The sequence below is a fragment of the Pseudomonas sp. Root569 genome, from assembly GCF_001427465.1.
Classification (GTDB): Bacteria; Pseudomonadota; Gammaproteobacteria; order Pseudomonadales; family Pseudomonadaceae; genus Aquipseudomonas; species Aquipseudomonas synxantha.
On the sequence record NZ_LMGQ01000003.1, the window covers coordinates 209,055 to 226,517 of the forward strand.

At 59.4% G+C, this 17,463-nt stretch carries 16 protein-coding genes; 6 read left to right on the top strand and 10 right to left on the bottom strand.

The features are described 5' to 3' along the window. Positions 1 to 197 precede the first annotated feature (197 nt). A complete protein-coding gene (glyA, locus tag ASD70_RS04590) occupies positions 198 to 1,451 on the top strand; it encodes a serine hydroxymethyltransferase (protein ID WP_056845782.1) in 1,254 nt (417 codons plus the stop codon). A 126-nt stretch (positions 1,452 to 1,577) separates the two neighbouring features. Here the strand turns inward: glyA and yjiA are convergent, their stop codons facing one another. From yjiA to ASD70_RS04605, 3 genes are all read right to left on the bottom strand, one after another. Further along, complete coding sequence (gene yjiA, locus ASD70_RS04595; protein ID WP_056845783.1) at positions 1,578 to 2,537, bottom strand: GTPase; 960 nt, start codon at positions 2,535 to 2,537, stop codon at positions 1,578 to 1,580. A 154-nt stretch (positions 2,538 to 2,691) separates the two neighbouring features. Further along, a complete protein-coding gene (locus tag ASD70_RS04600) occupies positions 2,692 to 2,889 on the bottom strand; it encodes a YbdD/YjiX family protein (RefSeq protein ID WP_003194308.1) in 198 nt (65 codons plus the stop codon). 15 nt (positions 2,890 to 2,904) lie between these two features. After that, complete coding sequence (locus tag ASD70_RS04605) at positions 2,905 to 4,971, bottom strand: carbon starvation CstA family protein (RefSeq protein ID WP_043048455.1); 2,067 nt, start codon at positions 4,969 to 4,971, stop codon at positions 2,905 to 2,907. Positions 4,972 to 5,146: 175 nt separating this feature from the next. On the opposite strand from ASD70_RS04605, the gene ASD70_RS04610 reads away from it, so the two are divergent. Further along, on the top strand, positions 5,147 to 5,515 hold the full coding sequence (locus ASD70_RS04610; protein WP_046069597.1) for a PilZ domain-containing protein: 369 nt from the start codon (positions 5,147 to 5,149) through the stop codon (positions 5,513 to 5,515). 68 nt (positions 5,516 to 5,583) lie between these two features. Here the strand turns inward: ASD70_RS04610 and radA are convergent, their stop codons facing one another. From radA to ASD70_RS04625, 3 genes are read right to left on the bottom strand one after another with little or no spacing between them, the layout of a single operon-like run. Then, positions 5,584 to 6,951 (bottom strand): DNA repair protein RadA, encoded by a 1,368-nt coding sequence (gene radA, locus ASD70_RS04615; protein WP_046069598.1) that lies wholly within the window; start codon positions 6,949 to 6,951, stop codon positions 5,584 to 5,586. 35 nt (positions 6,952 to 6,986) lie between these two features. Then, positions 6,987 to 7,526 carry an ankyrin repeat domain-containing protein gene (locus ASD70_RS04620; protein WP_046069599.1) on the bottom strand — a complete coding sequence of 180 codons (540 nt, stop codon included), beginning with the start codon at positions 7,524 to 7,526 and terminating at the stop codon, positions 6,987 to 6,989. Positions 7,527 to 7,584: 58 nt separating this feature from the next. Further along, complete coding sequence (locus ASD70_RS04625) at positions 7,585 to 9,126, bottom strand: catalase (RefSeq protein WP_056845784.1); 1,542 nt, start codon at positions 9,124 to 9,126, stop codon at positions 7,585 to 7,587. 286 nt (positions 9,127 to 9,412) lie between these two features. Here ASD70_RS04625 and mscL point away from each other — a divergent pair, with 286 nt between their 5' ends. Beyond that, positions 9,413 to 9,829, top strand: a complete 417-nt coding sequence (gene mscL, locus ASD70_RS04630) for a large-conductance mechanosensitive channel protein MscL (RefSeq protein ID WP_043048461.1) — start codon at positions 9,413 to 9,415, stop codon at positions 9,827 to 9,829. Positions 9,830 to 9,872: 43 nt separating this feature from the next. On the opposite strand, the gene ASD70_RS04635 is transcribed toward mscL, so the two are convergent. Continuing rightward, positions 9,873 to 10,649 carry a ferredoxin--NADP reductase gene (locus tag ASD70_RS04635; protein ID WP_046069601.1) on the bottom strand — a complete coding sequence of 259 codons (777 nt, stop codon included), beginning with the start codon at positions 10,647 to 10,649 and terminating at the stop codon, positions 9,873 to 9,875. 448 nt (positions 10,650 to 11,097) lie between these two features. Between ASD70_RS04635 and ASD70_RS04640 the strand changes: the two genes are divergently transcribed. Next, entirely contained in the window at positions 11,098 to 11,808 is a 711-nt protein-coding gene (locus ASD70_RS04640) for a LuxR family transcriptional regulator (protein WP_046069602.1), read from the top strand. Between the two features lie 141 nt (positions 11,809 to 11,949). Further along, a complete protein-coding gene (locus tag ASD70_RS04645) occupies positions 11,950 to 13,074 on the top strand; it encodes a methyltransferase (RefSeq protein WP_046069603.1) in 1,125 nt (374 codons plus the stop codon). An 83-nt stretch (positions 13,075 to 13,157) separates the two neighbouring features. Here the strand turns inward: ASD70_RS04645 and ASD70_RS28130 are convergent, their stop codons facing one another. The 3 genes from ASD70_RS28130 to ASD70_RS04655 are packed head-to-tail and all read right to left on the bottom strand — an operon-like array spanning position 13,158 to position 15,786. Next, entirely contained in the window at positions 13,158 to 13,325 is a 168-nt protein-coding gene (locus ASD70_RS28130) for a DUF2474 domain-containing protein (RefSeq protein WP_068965453.1), read from the bottom strand. A 12-nt stretch (positions 13,326 to 13,337) separates the two neighbouring features. Further along, positions 13,338 to 14,345, bottom strand: coding sequence for a cytochrome d ubiquinol oxidase subunit II (gene cydB, locus ASD70_RS04650; protein ID WP_046069604.1), 1,008 nt, complete (start codon positions 14,343 to 14,345; stop codon positions 13,338 to 13,340). Position 14,346: 1 nt separating this feature from the next. Continuing rightward, positions 14,347 to 15,786: a cytochrome ubiquinol oxidase subunit I gene (locus ASD70_RS04655; RefSeq protein ID WP_046069605.1), complete on the bottom strand. Its 1,440-nt coding sequence runs from the start codon at positions 15,784 to 15,786 to the stop codon at positions 14,347 to 14,349. A gap of 317 nt (positions 15,787 to 16,103) precedes the next feature. Here ASD70_RS04655 and ASD70_RS04660 point away from each other — a divergent pair, with 317 nt between their 5' ends. Beyond that, positions 16,104 to 17,354: an MFS transporter gene (locus tag ASD70_RS04660; protein WP_046069606.1), complete on the top strand. Its 1,251-nt coding sequence runs from the start codon at positions 16,104 to 16,106 to the stop codon at positions 17,352 to 17,354. The last annotated feature ends 109 nt before the right edge of the window (positions 17,355 to 17,463 follow it).

Below are 17,463 nucleotides of genomic sequence, written 5' to 3' on the forward strand. Positions count from 1 at the left end.
GCAAGCCCCCTCCCACATTTGAAGGTATTCACAGTTCAAAATGTGGGAGGGGGCTTGCTCCCGATGGGGCCAGCACAGTCACCACTCATCTCCAGATGAGCCCCACTTGTCCGCGACATGATGTCCTTTCATATGCCATCCAAAACCCATTGGGTTAGAATGCCCTCCTTTTCTGCCCCCGATCCTTGAGGACCGCCATGTTCAGCCGTGATTTGACTATTGCCAAGTACGACGCCGATCTCTTCGCCGCCATGGAGCAAGAAGCCGTGCGCCAGGAAGAGCACATTGAGCTGATCGCTTCGGAAAACTACACCAGCCCTGCGGTGATGGAGGCTCAAGGTTCGGTTCTGACCAACAAGTACGCCGAAGGCTACCCAGGCAAGCGCTACTACGGTGGTTGCGAGTACGTCGACGTGGTTGAGCAGCTGGCTATCGACCGTGCCAAGCAACTGTTCGGCGCCGACTACGCCAACGTCCAGCCGCATGCCGGCTCCCAAGCCAACAGCGCGGTGTACCTGGCCCTGCTGCAAGGCGGCGACACCATCCTGGGCATGAGCCTGGCCCACGGCGGCCACCTGACCCACGGTGCCAGCGTCTCGTCCTCCGGCAAGCTGTACAACGCCGTCCAGTACGGGATCAATGCCGACGGCCTGATCGACTACGACGAAGTCGAGCGCCTGGCGGTCGAGCACAAGCCGAAAATGATCGTGGCCGGTTTCTCTGCCTACTCGCAGATCCTGGATTTCCCACGCTTCCGTGAAATCGCCGACAAGGTCGGTGCCTACCTGTTCGTCGACATGGCCCACGTGGCCGGTCTGGTAGCAGCGGGCGTGTACCCGAACCCGGTGCCTTACGCTGACGTGGTGACCACCACTACCCACAAGACCCTGCGCGGTCCACGTGGCGGCCTGATCCTGGCTCGCGCCAACGCCGAGATCGAGAAGAAGCTCAACTCCGCGGTATTCCCGGGCGCCCAGGGTGGCCCGCTGGAGCACGTGATTGCCGCCAAGGCGATCTGCTTCAAGGAAGCACTGCAGCCTGAGTTCAAGACCTACCAGCAACAAGTGGTGAAGAACGCCCAGGCCATGGCCGCTGTGTTCATCGAGCGCGGTTTTGACGTGGTGTCCGGCGGTACTGAAAACCACCTGTTCCTGCTGTCGCTGATCAAGCAGGACATTTCCGGTAAAGATGCTGACGCCGCCCTGGGCAAAGCCTTCATCACCGTGAACAAGAACTCCGTGCCGAACGACCCACGTTCGCCATTCGTCACCTCCGGCCTGCGCTTTGGCACCCCGGCAGTGACCACTCGCGGTTTCAAGGAAGCCGAGTGCAAGGAACTGGCCGGCTGGATCTGCGACATCCTGGCAGACCTGAACAACGAAGCCGTGATCGACGCGGTACGTGAGAAGGTCAAGGCCATCTGCAAGAAGCTGCCGGTATACGGCGCGTAATACAAAGAAGCCCACTGTAGGAGCGAGCTTGCTCGCGAAAAACGTCAACGATAACGCGTGCATCTTGGGTGCACGCGTTGCCTGTGAGTTCTTCGCGAGCAAGCTCGCTCCTACAGATGGGCTTTTTTATGCCTGATAGACCCGCTCAAAACCCTCGCGGATTTTGTCTTCGGGTAATTCATCGGCAATAAACACAATCACACTCTCCCGCGTCTCACCCTCGGCCCATTCGGTGTCCCAATCGAACCCGTAGAGTTTCAGCACGCCCTGGAACACCATGCGCCGATCTTCCCCGGCAATATTCAGCACGCCCTTGTAGCGCAGCAGTTGCTTGCCGTGGTCTTCAAGCAACTCGTTCATGAACTCGCTGAGACGGTCGATATCCAGCGGCTGCTCTGTGCGCAGCACCAGGCTGGAAATACGGTCGACCGGCGGCGCAGCGCTGACTGGGCGCAGGCTCATGCCGGCATTGAGGTTGAAGCCGCGCACATCCAGCAACTCGGCTAGGTCAATCTGGCCGTGATCGACCACACGAATTGGCGCACGGCGATTGATACGGGTCAGGCGCTGGCTCAGGGCGTCGAATGTGGCGTCGTCCACCAGGTCGCGCTTGCTCACCAGCAGGCGGTCGGCAAAGCCGATCTGGGCCTGGGCGATGGTCTGGGTCAGGTGATGCTCGGCGTGGGCCGCGTCCACCAGGGTGATGATGCCGTCGAGGATGTAGCGCTCTCGCAGTTCTTCGTCGATGAAAAACGTCTGGGCGACAGGGGCTGGATCCGCCAGGCCCGTACACTCGATCACCAACCGGTCGAAAGCGATTTCGCCACTGTCCAGGCGCTCGAGCAGCAGGTACAGGGCCTTGGTCAGGTCGGTGTGGATGGTGCAGCACACGCAGCCGTTGGACAGGGTCATGACTTGTACCGGCTCTGCGCCCAAGAGCTGGGTGTCGATGCCGGCGTCGCTGAATTCGTTTTCGATCACGGCGATTTTCAAGCCGTGCTCGGCCTTGAGCAGATGGCGCAGCAAGGTGGTCTTGCCGGCACCGAGGAAGCCGCTGAGGATGGTGACAGGGATGGGAGAGGACAAAAAAATCTCCTTATAACTGAAGGAACACAAAACAAATGTGGGAGGGGGCTTGCCCCCGATATCGGTGTGTCAGGCACTTATAGGTCACTGACACAAAGCTATCGGGAGCAAGCCCCCTCCCACAGTAGATCCACTGCCAGCCCGAATTAACGGGTCAGCAGCACTTGGGCCCACCCTTGCCGCCGTAACGGGCCTCCTGGCGTTCCCGGAAGAACGCCTTGTAGTCCATCACCGGCTTGTCCGGGTGCTTGGTTTGCATATGCTCGACGTAGGTGTCGTAGTCGGGCATGCCGACCATCAGGCGTGCGGCCTGACCGAGGTATTTACCGAGGCGACTGATGTCATTGAACATGTTTGCAATCCTCGTTTACGCGTCCGGTACAGCCTGGAACGGGGCTTCTTTATCCGTACGCTCTTTGTTGCCCCAGGCGGCGACGCCAACCTTGAGCGCATAGAACAGGATGCTGAACACCACGAACAGGAACAGCGCCGTCAGCGTTGCGTTGGTATAGGCGTTCCAGATCACGTGCTGCATCTGGTCGATGTTCTTGGCCGGGGCCAGGATCTGGCCATTAGCCAAGGCATCGCTGTATTTCTTGGCAAGCGACAGGAAGCCAATGGCCGGGTTGGCGTCGAACAGCTTGATGAAGCCTGCGGTGGTGGTGCAGATCAGCAGCCAGACCGCCGGCAGCATGGTTACCCAGATGTAGCGCTGGCGCTTCATCTTGATCAGCACAACGGTGGCCAGCATCAGCGCGATACCCGCCAGCATCTGGTTGGAGATACCGAACAGCGGCCACAAGGTGTTGATGCCACCCAGCGGGTCGATCACGCCTTGGTACAGCAGGTATCCCCACATCGCCACGCAGCCTGCGGTAGCAATCAGGTTGGCAGTCCACGACTCGGTGCGTTTCAGCGCCGGCACGAAGGAGCCCAGCAGGTCCTGCAGCATGAAGCGACCGGCACGGGTACCGGCATCGACGGCCGTGAGGATGAAGAGCGCTTCGAACAGGATCGCAAAGTGGTACCAGAACGCCATGGTGTTTTCACCCGGCAGTACACTGTGCAGGATCTGCGCGATCCCCACCGCCAATGTCGGCGCACCACCGGCACGGGCCAGGATGGTGGTTTCACCGATATCGTGGGCGACGGCTGACAGCGCCTCAGGGGTAATTGCAAAGCCCCAGCTGCTGACGGTTTGCGCCACGGTGACCACGTCGGTGCCGACGATTGCAGCCGGGCTGTTCATGGCGAAGTACACGCCTGGCTCAATCACCGAAGCGGCAACCATCGCCATGATGGCTACGAACGATTCCATCAGCATGCCGCCGTAGCCGATGTAACGGGCGTGGCTTTCACTGGCCAGCAACTTGGGCGTTGTACCCGAGGAGATCAGCGCATGGAAACCCGAGACCGCGCCACAGGCAATGGTGATGAACAGGAACGGGAACAGGCCGCCCTTCCACACCGGACCGGTGCCGTCGATGAACTGGGTCAGTGCCGGCATTTTCAGGTCAGGCATGGTGACCAGGATGCCAATCGCCAGGGCGATGATGGTGCCGATTTTCAGGAAGGTCGACAGGTAGTCACGGGGCGCCAGGATCAGCCAGACCGGTAGCACGGCAGCCACGAAACCGTAGCCAATCAGCATCCAGGTGATCTGGATCCCGGTGAAGGTAAAGGCCTTGGCCCAGTACGGATCGGCGGCAATCTGCCCGCCCAGCCAGATCGAACCGAGCAGCAACAGCACGCCGATGATCGAAATTTCACCGATGCGGCCCGGGCGGATGTAGCGCATGTAGATGCCCATGAACATCGCAATCGGGATGGTCGCCATCACCGTGAAGATGCCCCACGGGCTCTCGGCCAGGGCCTTGACCACGATCAGCGCCAGCACCGCGAGGATGATGATCATGATCAGGAAGCAGCCGAACAGCGCGATAGTCCCGGGAATGCGGCCCATCTCTTCGCGGACCATGTCGCCCAGGGAGCGACCGTTGCGGCGGGTGGACAGGAACAGGATCATGAAGTCCTGCACCGCACCGGCCAGTACCACCCCGGCAATCAGCCACAGGGTGCCGGGCAGGTAGCCCATTTGCGCCGCCAGTACCGGGCCTACCAAGGGCCCCGCGCCGGCAATCGCCGCAAAGTGGTGACCGAACAGGATATGTTTGTTGGTCGGCACATAGTCCAGACCATCGTTATTGACCACTGCGGGGGTGGCCCGCCGCGGATCGAGTTGCATCACGTTATTGGCGATGAACAGACTGTAGTAACGGTACGCAACCAGATAGATGGCCACGGCAGCGACCACGATCCACAAGGCGTTGATCGCCTCGCCGCGGCGCAAGGCCACTACGCCCAGGGCGCACGCTCCTACGATTGCCAGCACCAGCCAGGGTAAGTGGCGTAGCAGGCTATTATTATTTTTCATTTTTATATTCCAGCCAGGGTGGACAGAAAGGACAGCCATCCGGAGTTTAGCGCTACTGGCATCAAAGACCAGCCCCCTACGTTGGTCTAGAGCCTTGCCATGGCCAAAAAAAGTGGAAATAAACGCTGGAGGGTGGCGCAGGGCTACACTGCTCCTATCCAAAGAGGGCCTCACCATGATCGAGCAAGCGCCTGACCGCCGCAATTTTCGCCGGATAGCTTTTGACGCCAAGACCGAACTTCGGCAAAACGGATGGGAATTGCCGGTTAAGTTGGTAGATCTCTCGTTAAAGGGCCTGCTGATAGAGCGCCCCGAGGGTTGGAAGGGAAATAAAGCGCTGCCGTTCGACGTCGACATACGTCTGGATCCGAAGGCACATATCAAGATGCAGGTACGGTTGACCCATGAAGATCCCGGGCAACTGGGCTTCGTGTGCCAATACATCGATCTGGATTCGATCAGCCATTTACGGCGGCTGGTTGAGTTGAATCTGGGGGATGAGGATGAGCTACACAGAGAGCTGGCGGCATTGCTGGAAATCTAGAAGCCAACAGAGCTCTGAATGTGGGAGGGGGCAAGCCCCCTCCCACATTGGTTTTGCGGTGTCGCTGGCTACTCGAACAGTGCATCCAACGCCTGCTCCAGGCGTGTCACCCCAATGACCTGCAACCCCTGGGGCATTTCCTTCGGCGCATTACCCTTGGGCACGATCGCACGCTTGAAGCCATGCTTGGCTGCCTCCTTCAATCGCTCCTGCCCGCTGGGCACCGGGCGCACTTCACCCGACAAACCCACTTCACCGAACACCAGCAGGTCATGAGGCAACGGCCGATTGCGCAGGCTGGACATCACCGCCGCCATCAGCGCCAGGTCGGAGGCGGTCTCCAACACCTTGACCCCGCCGACCACGTTGAGGAACACATCCTGGTCGTGGGTCGGGATACCGCCGTGGCGGTGCAATACCGCCAGCAACATCGCCAGGCGGTTCTGGTCCAGGCCGAGCGTGACCCTTCGCGGGTTGGCCAGATGGCTGTCATCCACCAGCGCCTGGACTTCCACCAGCATCGGCCGGGTGCCTTCCCACGTGGCCATCACCACACTGCCCGGGACTTCCTCTTGGGCGCGGGTCAGAAAAATCGCCGATGGATTGGAGACTTCTTTCAGCCCTCGGTCGGTCATGGCGAACACACCCAGCTCGTTCACCGCGCCAAAACGGTTCTTCACCGCCCGCAGCAAGCGCAGGCGACCATCGGATTCACCTTCGAAATACAGCACGGTGTCGACCATGTGCTCTAACACCCTTGGCCCGGCCAACGCGCCTTCCTTGGTCACATGCCCCACCAGGAAGATCGCCGTGCCACTCTGCTTGGCATAACGCACCAACAGCGCCGCACTTTCCCGTACCTGGGACACGCCACCCGGTGCCGATTGTAATTGCTCGGTAAAAATCGTCTGGATCGAGTCGATCACCATGACCTTGGGCTTTTCGATCCGCGCCGTGGCAATGATGCTTTCGATGCAGGTTTCGGTCATGACCCGCAGCTGGTCCTGGGGCAAGCCCAGGCGCCGGGCGCGCATGGCCACTTGTTGCTGGGACTCTTCGCCCGTGACATACAGCGCCGGCATGCGGCTGGCGATGCTGCACAGGGTCTGCAAGAGGATGGTCGACTTGCCGATGCCCGGGTCACCGCCGATCAGCACCACCGAACCGTCCACCAGGCCACCGCCGAGTACGCGATCCAGCTCACCGGAGGCGGTGGAGAAACGCGGGATCTCTTCGACACTGACCTCGGCCAGGGTCTTGATCTGGGCCTGTTGCCCGGTCCAGCCGGCGCGGCCAGTAGGCGCTGCCGCCCCGCCGCTCTCGATCATGGTTTCAGTCAGGGTGTTCCACGCACCACACTCGGAGCACTGGCCTGCCCATTTGGGAAAGGTCGCGCCGCACTCTGTGCAGCCGTACATGCGCTTGGCCTTTGCCATATGAGAACCTCCAACCGAAAAACCGCGATGATAGCTCAGCGCGACGCCGGGGTCCGGATTTCACCGTTAGCCAAACGTGAAGCGCTGTTGCCGATGGGGTCTTCGGCGTTCAAGTCGGCGCCTTTGGCTTGCAGTTCGCTCAGCAGCTCGACACGCTTGAAGAGCCCGGCGTACATAGCGGCAGTCTGCCCCGCGCCGTTGCGTTGATCGGGGTTGCAGTCGGCTGCCAGCAGACGCTGGGCAATTTTCAGCTCGCCTTTGAAGATGGCGCCCATCAACGCCGTGTTGCCGCGCTTGTCTTGCACACAGGCGTCGGCACCCGCGCCGAGCAAACGCTCTACATACGGGCCTTGGCCGTGATAAGCGGCGAGGATCAGCGCGGTGTAGCCTTTATCGTCCTGGGTGTTGAGGCCGTAGCCAGACTCGATGAAGGTGTTGAGCATGTCGAGGTCACCACGGCGGGCAGCATCGAAATAGTAATCCTGTAACTGCGCCTTGAGCGCCATCGGGTCGGGGGATTCGGCATGGGCGACGAAGGCCAGCATGGCCATCAGCAAACCGATAGAAATACGCATAGGGGTTTCTCCTGCAAAAGGTCAGCGCCCCATCAGGGCGCCGACCACAACCAACGGATCAGTCGGTCAGTTTTTCAGCCAGCGCCTTCACGCGAGCCAGGTCACCCTTGGCGACCTTGGTCACGCCGGTGCCGTATTCCGGATCAGCCTTGTAGAGAAACGACAGGATGATGTGCTTGCTCTCGTCATCGGTGGTGGCCAACGAGCCGCCGAAGTTATCGATCAAGTCCTGACGCTCTTTCTTGGAGTAGGAGCGGTACAGGTCACCGGCCTGCTTGAAGTTTTGCTCACGCTGGATCTTCGCCTGCTGGGTGTTGCCCGACAGCGCCGACTGGCTGTAGCGCGCGGTCTGCGGCTCTTCCCGTGGCAATAGGCGGCTTGGCTGGTAGTTCACGCCGGTGGTGGTCTTGCCGAAGTTCATCGCGCCGTCCTGGTTGCCGTTGTTGACGGTCACTCGTGGGGCGTTGATCGGCAATTGCAGGGCGTTGGCGCCCAGGCGGTACATCTGCGTATCGGCGTAGGAAAATACCCGGCCTTGCAGCAGGCGATCTTCCGACGGTTCGATGCCCGGTACCAGGTTGGCCGGGGCCATGGCGACTTGCTCGGTTTCCTGGAAGACGTTGGCCGGGTTGCGGTTCAGCACCATTTGCCCGACTTTACGCTGCGGCACATCCGGCCAGATCTTGGTAGCGTCCAGTGGGTCGAAATCGAACTTGGCCAAGTCTTCGGGCTTAAGCACTTGCACATACAAGTCCCACTTAGGGAAGTCGCCTTTGTTAATGTGCGTTACCAAGTCATTGGTCATATGGCTGTAGTCACGACCCTGAACCTCGGTGGCTTGCTTGGGATCAAGGTTCTTGATGCCTTGCAGGCTCTTCCAGTGGAACTTGACGTAGTGCACTTCGCCTTTGGCGTTAATCAACTTGTAGGCATGCACGCCATTGCCGTCCATTTCGCGGTAGCTGGCTGGCGTGCCGGAGTCCGAATACAACTCGGTCAGTGTACGAGTGGACTCTGGAACATGGGAGAAGAAGTCGAAACGGCGTGAATCATCATCCAGGTTAGTGCGGGGGTCCGGCTTGAAAGCGTGAACCATGTCCGGAAACTTAATGGCGTCACGGATAAAGAAAGTCGGGAAGTTATTGCCGACCAAGTCCCAGTTACCTTCGGCGGTATAGAACTTGGTGGCGAAGCCCCGTGGGTCGCGTAGGGTTTCCGGGGAATGGTTACCGTGGACCACCGCCGAAAAACGCACGAACACGGGGGTGGTTTCACCAGCAGCGAACACCTTGGCCTTGGTCAAGTCACTGAGGTTGTCGGTAACGGTAAACGAGCCATGGGCGCCAGTGCCGCGGGCGTGTACTACGCGCTCTGGGATGCGTTCGCGGTCGAAGCGTTGCAGCTTCTGGATCAGTTGCACGTCCTGCAGCAACACCGGGCCGTTGGCACCGGCGGTTTGCGAGTTCTGGTTATCACCCACGGCGGCGCCGTTATCGCGGGTCAGGTTGGCGGCTTGCACCGAGAGGGAAAGCAGGCTGGCGGTTACCAGTGCCAGCGCATGGCGCGCTGACACCGGCCTGCGGCTGAGTGAAGTGTTCATTGAGGTTTCCTCTGGTTTTTTAGTGCACATTCGATTGTGCTTGTCAGAGGCTAGTGACCTGGGAGTCAGAAGATAAATAGAAAAACACCACAGGCCCGATTAAGAAAATAATCTGGTAACTCGCTGAAATGACGGGTAATTCGCGCGCGACTGGTGGCACTTTGCAAACTATTTGCGATTTAATGTGTCGATTAAAATCGACAGTGTTAACAGTTGTGTCGAGCAAGCCTTGACCGACTGAATTACACTGACCTCCACCCTTTTCAACTGTAACAAGGAATAACCTATGGGCGTGATCAGTGAATTCAAGGCCTTCGCGGTCAAAGGTAATGTGGTCGACATGGCCGTCGGTATCATCATCGGCGCCGCTTTCGGCAAAATTGTTTCCTCGTTTGTAGGCGACGTGATCATGCCGCCTATCGGCCTTCTGATCGGGGGAGTGGACTTTGGCGACCTGGCAGTAACGCTCAAGGCCGCTCAAGGCGATGTACCCGCAGTGGTCCTGGCCTATGGCAAGTTCATCCAGAGCATCATCGACTTTGTGATCGTCGCGTTTGCGATCTTCATGGGTGTAAAGGCCATCAACCGCCTGAAGCGAGAAGAGGCCGTGGCTCCGAGCTTGCCGCCGACGCCGAGCAAGGAAGAAGTGCTGTTGGGTGAGATCCGCGATCTGCTCAAGGCACAGAATGACAAGCCGCTGTAACCAGCGGCTGCAGAAAGAAGGCGCCTCTTAGGGCGCCTTTTTTCTACCAGTAGTTTTCTACTGCAACCTGGCCCGGACGTCGACTCAGGCTCAATTGCATGTCCCGTTGCTTGAGCAACTGACGGGTGTCATCGACCATCTGCGGGTTGCCGCAAATCAATACGCGCGAGTGCTCCGCCGTCAGCTCGACGCCGGCTGTACGCTCCAACTCACCGTTCTCTATCAAGGCCGTAATGCGCCCGTTCAACGCACCCGGATGCTGCTCACGGGTAACGATGGGGATATAGGTGAGCTTGTGGGCGTACTCCGTAAGATACTCACGTGTCCCCAGCTCCTTAATCAGCGATTGGTAGGCCAGCTCCTTGGCCTCCCGTGCGCTGTATACGAGGATGATGCGCTCGAATTTCTCCCAGGCCTCGAAGTCCTGCAGGATCGACAGGAACGGTGCCACGCCAGTACCGGTACCCAGCAGCCACAGATCACGCCCATCCACGAAGCGGCTCAGGGTCAGGAAACCCGTGGCTTGGCGTTCCACCAGCAAGGTATCGCCCACCTGCAGGCGGCTCAGTTCACTGGTGAACTCGCCGCCTGGGACGACAATGGAAAAGAAATCGAGGTAATCGTCGAACGGCGACGACACCACGGAATAGGCGCGCCATACCGTGCTGCCGTCTGCCTTGGTTACGCCCAGGCGCACGAACTGGCCCGCGGTAAAACGAAAACCGGGGTCGCGAGTGGTGCGCAGGGTGAAGAGGCTGGGTGTCAGCGATTGCACGTCGAGCAAGGTCTGGCGGGTAAATTTCTCAGCACTGGCCGTCATGGGGGGCTCCGTTTTGCACAGGCGCCTAGTGTCCCTCAAAGCAGGCCGCGCAAACACCGTTGATTTGTACTGGCATTGCCAAGGGCGCCAACCCCTGGATCACCTGCCGAACAAAAGGACCTGTTGGCGGCACAAGCTCGGGGCCACTGAACGCAAACTAAATATTTCGCTATCAATCGAATGCCAAGCTACTACCGCCGAGCACATCGCATTAAAGGTGCCATCACTCTGGCAGCACTTATAACCCCTTAAATCAAATAAAAAAACCTGTCTGCGCCAGGGTTTTTATACAAAATAACCCCCCCTGTACAAAATCAAACAACCGTTAGATCCAACTGGATATAGCATCTTTTCACGCGCATCCGTAGGCAGTGTCCTACACTCATTTCCGTCAAGCACCGGGATCAGGACGTACTCAGGTAAAACTGCAAACCATGGAGATTCACTGATGGAAAACTGGCGCACTACTCGCCTCCCCAAACTGGAAGGGGAAAACGAGATCACTAGTGTCTTTGAGATGGTGCTCAACCATACCTATGAACTAGGCTTCCAGTACTGTTCATTCACGATGGGCTGTCAATCGCATAGCCCTCAAGCAAAACCCGTTCAGATGAATAACTACCCAAATGAATGGAGCAAGCTTTATCAACGAGCGCACTACTTCGACGTAGACCCGATTGTGGCCCACTGCAAGCGCTGCGTACTGCCTATCGTCTGGGAGGAAAAAGCGTTTGAAACCGCACCCGAGTTGTGGGCGATGGCCCAATCCTACGGCGTGCATCTGGCTTGGACACAACCGGTGCATGACTTCCAGGGCGTCTATAGCATGCTGACCTTGGGCCGCAGTACTGGCGAAATCACCCCGCAGGAATTATATGAAAAGGCAGGGCAGGCCTTGTGGCTATGTCATGCGCTACACGCGGTGGTAGCGCAAAAATATGCCGATAACTCCGACGTGCATTCTCCGAGCAAACTGACTCCACGGGAAACGGAAATCCTCAAATGGTCAGCCATGGGCAAGACTGCCTCGGATATCGCCACCATCCTCTGCCTGTCGGAGCGCACGGTAGGTTTTCATATCAGCAGTACGTTCAAGAAACTGGGGGTCAACAATAAGATTGCGGCCGTACTCAGTGCCTCCAAAGCGGGGCTGTTTTAACCGGCGCAAGAAACACTGCATGTCATCGGGTTCAAAAAAAAGTAACATTTGTGGTCAATTCTGAGTGTTGACGCAGCCCTTGCAGGTATTGCTTCGCGGTTCACTCAGACGGCCCGCCGATTACCCAGAGCCTCCCCTGCCATGCCCCTGCTCGACAGCCCCTTCGCCCAGCTCGATCTGATTCGCCAGCCAGAGCAGCATAATGATCCGCTGCAAGCCTTCGATGCCGCCGACGAGTACCTGCTGAGCTACCTTGCCGAACAACAGCCCCCTGCTGCCACCCGCGTGTTGATCCTCAATGACAGCTTCGGCGCCCTGGCAGCCAGCCTTGAGGGCCAGGTGCAGGTGACCTCCAGCGGTGACTCATTCCTCGCCGCACAGGGGCTGGAGAAAAACCTCGTGCGCAACGGCAAGGCCTTTGATGCAGTGAGGTATATGCCGGCCAGCCAGGTCGCGACCGGGCCGTTTGATCGCGTCTTGCTGCGTGTCCCGAAAACCCTGGCGCTGCTGGAGGAACAACTTATCCGCCTGCAGGGGCAACTGGCGCCTGGCGCCGAAGTGATCGCCGCTGCGATGGTCAAGCATCTGCCACGGGCGGCAGGCGAGTTGCTGGAGCGTTACATCGGGCCGATGCACGCCTCATTGGCGGTAAAAAAGGCACGGTTACTGATCGCCACTGCTGCCGAACGCCCCGTGGCGGTCTCTCCCTACCCGACCCGCTACACCCTGGAAGCACCGGCCATTGAGTTGCTCAACCACGCCAACGTGTTCTGCCGCGAAGGCCTGGACATCGGCACTCGCGCCTTCCTGCCACACCTGCCCAAAGACCTCGGCAGTGCCCGCGTGGCGGACCTGGGCTGCGGCAATGGCGTGCTGGCGATTGCCAGCGCCCTGCAAAACCCCGACGCTCACTACACCCTGGTAGATGAGTCCTACATGGCCGTGCAGTCCGCCGCTGAAAACTGGCAAGCCGCCCTAGGCGCGCGTGACGTGCAGGTGCGCGCCGACGATGGACTGGCCGGCCAGGAGCCACAATCGCTGGACGTGGTGCTGTGCAACCCACCGTTCCACCAGCAACAGGTTGTCGGTGACTTCCTCGCCTGGCGCATGTTCCAGCAGGCACGAGAAGCCCTGGTCGTCGGCGGCGCCTTGTATATCGTCGGTAACCGTCACCTGGGCTACCACAGCAAGCTGGCGCGTTTGTTCCGCGGTGTCGAGCAAGTGGCGGCCACGCCGAAGTTCGTGATTCTCAAGGCACGCAAATAAAAAAGCCCTGCCCTTCCAAAAAGAAAAGCAGGGCTTGCCCCTCAAGTCAGCAGGCAGCGGGCTGCAAAGCCCGGATGGGGATGTCAGTGGGTGGTCAGGCCGGCGGCATTCATGAACATGCGCATCAGGCTGGCCACAATGAACAGGGCCACCACGCTGGCGGTCCAGATCATCGCCAGCCAACCCAGGCGCCGCCACAACGGCTGCTTCTCGGCCTGTTCAATCTCGTGCAACGTAGGTTTGCCGGACATGTTTCGACCCTCCTAGTGATAGCCGTCTTCGTGGGTGACCTTGCCACGGAACACGTAGTAGCTCCAGAAGGTGTAGCCCAGGATGAACGGGATGATGAATAACGTTCCCACCAGCATGAAGCCCTGGCTTTGCGGCGGCGCGGCGGCATCCCAGATCGACACGGACGGCGGGATGATATTCGGCCACAGGCTGATACCCAGGCCGCTGTAGCCGAGGAAAATCAACACCAGCGTCAGCAGGAACGGCGTGTAGTGCGCATGGCGGGCCACGGCGCGAAACAACCCGTACATGGTCACCAGCACCAGGATCGGCACTGGCAGGAACCAGAACAGGTTCGGCAGGGTAAACCAGCGCGAGGCGATTTCCGGGTGGGTCAACGGCGTCCAGAGGCTGACGATACCGATCACCGCCAACACCACGAAAGCCAACGGCCGCGCCAGGTTATGCATCTGCTCCTGCAACTTGCCTTCGGTCTTCATGATCAGCCAGGTGCAGCCGAGCAAGGCATAGGCCACGATCAACGCCACACCGCAGAACATCGTGAAGGGTGTGAGCCAGTCCAGTGAGCCACCGGCAAACTGACGGTTGACCACCGGAATGCCGTCGATGAAGGCGCCCAGCGCCACGCCCTGAAAGAAGGTCGCCGCCAGCGAGCCGCCGATAAACGCCTTATCCCACAGATGGCGCTTGTGGTCCTTGGCCTTGAAGCGGAACTCGAAGGCCACGCCACGGAAGATCAACCCGATCAGCATCAGGATCAACGGCAGGTACAACGCCGACAACACCACCGAATACGCCAGCGGGAACGCGCCAAACAACGCCGCGCCGCCGAGTACCAACCATGTTTCGTTACCGTCCCAAACTGGGGCAACGGTGTTCATCATGACGTCGCGATCGACCTTGCCCGGGATAAACGGGAAAAGGATGCCGATACCCAGGTCGAAGCCGTCCATGACCACGTACATCATGATGCCGAAGATGATGATCACGGCCCAGATCAGCGGAAGATCAATACCCATCTCAATTCCCCTTGTGCTGGATGTGGTCGTGGTCGTTATCGCTGCCATCGTCGGCGGCAGACAACGGCCGCGCCGGGGTGCGTTTCTGCCCAGGTCCACCGTGGGTAGGCTCGGAACCTTCGTGAGTCTGAGGCCCTTTGCGCACCAGGCGCATCATGTAGCCCAAACCGGCCCCGAACAACGCGAAGTACACCACCACGAACAACACCAGGGTAATGGTCATTTGCGCCAGGCTATGCCCGGACGAAGCATCTGCCGTACGCATCAGCCCGTAGACCACCCAAGGCTGGCGACCGATTTCGGTGGTGAACCAGCCGGCGAGAATCGCAATCAGGCCGGATGGGCCCATCCACAACGCCAGGTACAGGAACGGCCTGGACGTGTACATCTTGTCGCCACGGCGCAGCCACAGGCTGAACAGACCGGTGAAGATCATCAGGAAGCCCAGGCCGACCATGACCCGGAACGACCAGAACACAATGGTCGAGTTGGGGCGGTCCTCAGGCGGGAACTCCTTGAGGGCCGGCACCTGCTTGTCCAGGGAATGAGTCAGGATCAAGCTGCCCAGGTACGGGATCTCGACAGCGTATTTGGTTTTCTCGGCCTTCATGTCCGGCCAGCCGAACAGGATCAGTGGCGTCGGCTCGTTGCCGATGTTTTCCCAGTGGCCTTCAATCGCGGCGATTTTTGCCGGTTGATGCTTGAGAGTATTGAGGCCATGGAAGTCACCGATCACCGCCTGGATGGGCGCGACGATCAGGGCCATCCACATCGCCATCGACAGCATTTTTCGAATAGCTGGGTTGTCTTTGCCACGCAGCAAATGCCAGGCCGCCGAGGAGCCGACAAAGAATGCGGTCGCCACGAAGGCCGCCGTGGCCATGTGCGCCAGGCGATAGGGGAACGAAGGGTTGAAGACGACCGCGAACCAATCGGTAGGAATCACGCGACCGTCAATGATTTCAAAGCCCTGGGGCGTCTGCATCCAGCTGTTGGACGAGAGAATCCAGAAGGTGGAAATCAATGTACCGACGGCCACCATTACCGTGGAGAAAAAGTGCAGCTTGCGCCCCACCTTGTTCCAGCCGAACAGCATCACGCCGAGGAAGCCGGCCTCGAGGAAGAAGGCCGTGAGCACTTCATACGTCAGTAACGGCCCGGTGACGGCGCCGGCGAAGTCGGAGAAGCGACTCCAGTTGGTGCCGAACTGATAAGCCATGACCAGGCCCGAGACCACACCCATGCCGAAGTTGACCGCAAAGATCTTCGACCAGAAATGGTAGAGATCACGGTAGGTGTCGTTGTGGGTCTTGAGCCACAAGCCTTCCAGCACCGCAAGGTAACTGGCCAGGCCGATGGTGATCGCCGGGAACAGGATGTGAAACGAGATGGTGAACGCGAATTGAATTCGGGCGAGATCTAGCGCCTCCAAACCGAACATAAGTCTTCCTCTGTCAGGTAATACCGGCCGCTGGCTGGGAGCCTGCAACCACTGCCCCCACGGATATGGAGTGTGGCGAATTTCAATTCGTTTCTTTTTTTACCCATCTCGCGGGGAATCTGGTCTTGCGACCGCCAGAACAATCCCGGGGCAGGTTTTGATCTGGATCAAGCATTGCTCAAAAGAGTAGTCTCATTTTCGCGTTAGGACTGTGTGGTCTTTTGCCGCGTGACAGCTTGCCTCAGTCCTGTTCTCGCAACTATTTGTTACAGCTTGGTGCTAATCTCGCCATTCCCACAACCTGACCTGAGTTCCCGATGCCCAGTGAACCCGCGTTATTGTTACGTCACCACCGCCCTTTCATCGCGTTCTGGCTGGCGCGCATCTTTACTGCCAGCGGCTTCCAGATGCTCACCGTGGCTATCGGCTGGAACCTCTACCAACTGACCGGCAATGTGCTGGACCTGGGCTTGGTGGGTCTGGTGGAGTTCGTACCGCGTGTGCTGTTCATGCTGCACACCGGGCATGTGGCTGATCGCTATGAGCGACGCAAAGTCGCCGCCATCTGCCAGACCCTGCAGGCGCTGATTGCCTTGTCCCTGGCCATCGGCGGCCTGACCGGCAACGTGACCCGCGAGATGATCTTTATTCTCGCGTTCCTGCTGGGCGCGGCGCGTTCATTTGAAATGCCTACTACCCAGGCGCTGTTGCCGAGCATCGTACCCAGCGCCCTGTTCCCGCGGGCCGTGGCCTCCTCGCAATCGGCGCAGCAATTGGCGACCATCGTCGCCCCTGCCCTTGGCGGTTTGCTCTATGCGTTTGGCAGTGTGTGGGTGTACGGCCCGACCGTGGCGCTGTACCTGATCGCTTGTGTGCTGACCCTGAACCTGCCCGCCCGCCAGACCCCGCTGAACAAAGGCAAGGCCACCCTGGATTCGTTGCTGGCCGGCATTCGTTTTATCCGCAGCCGTCCGGACATCCTCGGCGCCATTTCCCTGGATTTGTTCGCCGTACTGCTAGGCGGCGCCACCGCGCTGTTGCCGGTGTTCGCCAAGGACATCCTGTTGACCGGCGCCTGGGGCCTGGGCCTGCTGCGTTCGGCACCGGCGGTGGGGGCGTTGTTGATGTCATTGTGGTTGGCGCGGTTCTCGGTCGACCGCCAGGTCGGCCGCGTGATGTTTACCGCCGTCGGCGTATTTGGCGTGGCAACCATCGCCTTCGGTCTGTCGACCTCGTTCTGGTTCTCCCTGGCAGTGTTGGTGGTACTCGGCGCGGCGGACATGATCAGCATGGTGATCCGCGCGTCGTTCGTGCAGCTGGAAACGCCGGATGAAATGCGCGGGCGGGTCAGTGCGGTCAATGGCCTGTTTATCGGCGCATCGAACCAGTTGGGCGAGTTCGAATCCGGGATTACTGCTCATTGGTTCGGCACTGTGCCGGCGGTGGTCATGGGTGGTATCGGCACGCTGGTGGTGACTGGAGTGTGGATCAAGCTGTTCCCGACCCTGGCTAATCGCGACCGTATGCATGTGCCGGTGGAAGAGCCCATTCAAAAAACTACCGCATAGCTAATGTGGGAGGGGGCTTGCCCCCGATAGCGGAGTGTCAGGCGACGATGCCGTGACTGACCTGACGCCATCGGGGGCAAGCCCCCTCCTACATGGGTGATGAGGTGTT

Coding starts and splice junctions, on each gene's coding strand:
- glyA (WP_056845782.1), top strand. CDS start 198: ATGTTCAGCCGTGATTTGACTATTGCCAAGTACGACGCCGATCTCTTC.
- ASD70_RS04600 (WP_003194308.1), bottom strand. CDS start 2,889: ATGTTCAATGACATCAGTCGCCTCGGTAAATACCTCGGTCAGGCCGCA.
- ASD70_RS04605 (WP_043048455.1), bottom strand. CDS start 4,971: ATGAAAAATAATAATAGCCTGCTACGCCACTTACCCTGGCTGGTGCTG.
- ASD70_RS04610 (WP_046069597.1), top strand. CDS start 5,147: ATGATCGAGCAAGCGCCTGACCGCCGCAATTTTCGCCGGATAGCTTTT.
- radA (WP_046069598.1), bottom strand. CDS start 6,951: ATGGCAAAGGCCAAGCGCATGTACGGCTGCACAGAGTGCGGCGCGACC.
- ASD70_RS04620 (WP_046069599.1), bottom strand. CDS start 7,526: ATGCGTATTTCTATCGGTTTGCTGATGGCCATGCTGGCCTTCGTCGCC.
- ASD70_RS04625 (WP_056845784.1), bottom strand. CDS start 9,126: ATGAACACTTCACTCAGCCGCAGGCCGGTGTCAGCGCGCCATGCGCTG.
- mscL (WP_043048461.1), top strand. CDS start 9,413: ATGGGCGTGATCAGTGAATTCAAGGCCTTCGCGGTCAAAGGTAATGTG.
- ASD70_RS04635 (WP_046069601.1), bottom strand. CDS start 10,649: ATGACGGCCAGTGCTGAGAAATTTACCCGCCAGACCTTGCTCGACGTG.
- ASD70_RS04640 (WP_046069602.1), top strand. CDS start 11,098: ATGGAAAACTGGCGCACTACTCGCCTCCCCAAACTGGAAGGGGAAAAC.
- ASD70_RS04645 (WP_046069603.1), top strand. CDS start 11,950: ATGCCCCTGCTCGACAGCCCCTTCGCCCAGCTCGATCTGATTCGCCAG.
- ASD70_RS28130 (WP_068965453.1), bottom strand. CDS start 13,325: ATGTCCGGCAAACCTACGTTGCACGAGATTGAACAGGCCGAGAAGCAG.
- cydB (WP_046069604.1), bottom strand. CDS start 14,345: ATGGGTATTGATCTTCCGCTGATCTGGGCCGTGATCATCATCTTCGGC.
- ASD70_RS04655 (WP_046069605.1), bottom strand. CDS start 15,786: ATGTTCGGTTTGGAGGCGCTAGATCTCGCCCGAATTCAATTCGCGTTC.
- ASD70_RS04660 (WP_046069606.1), top strand. CDS start 16,104: ATGCCCAGTGAACCCGCGTTATTGTTACGTCACCACCGCCCTTTCATC.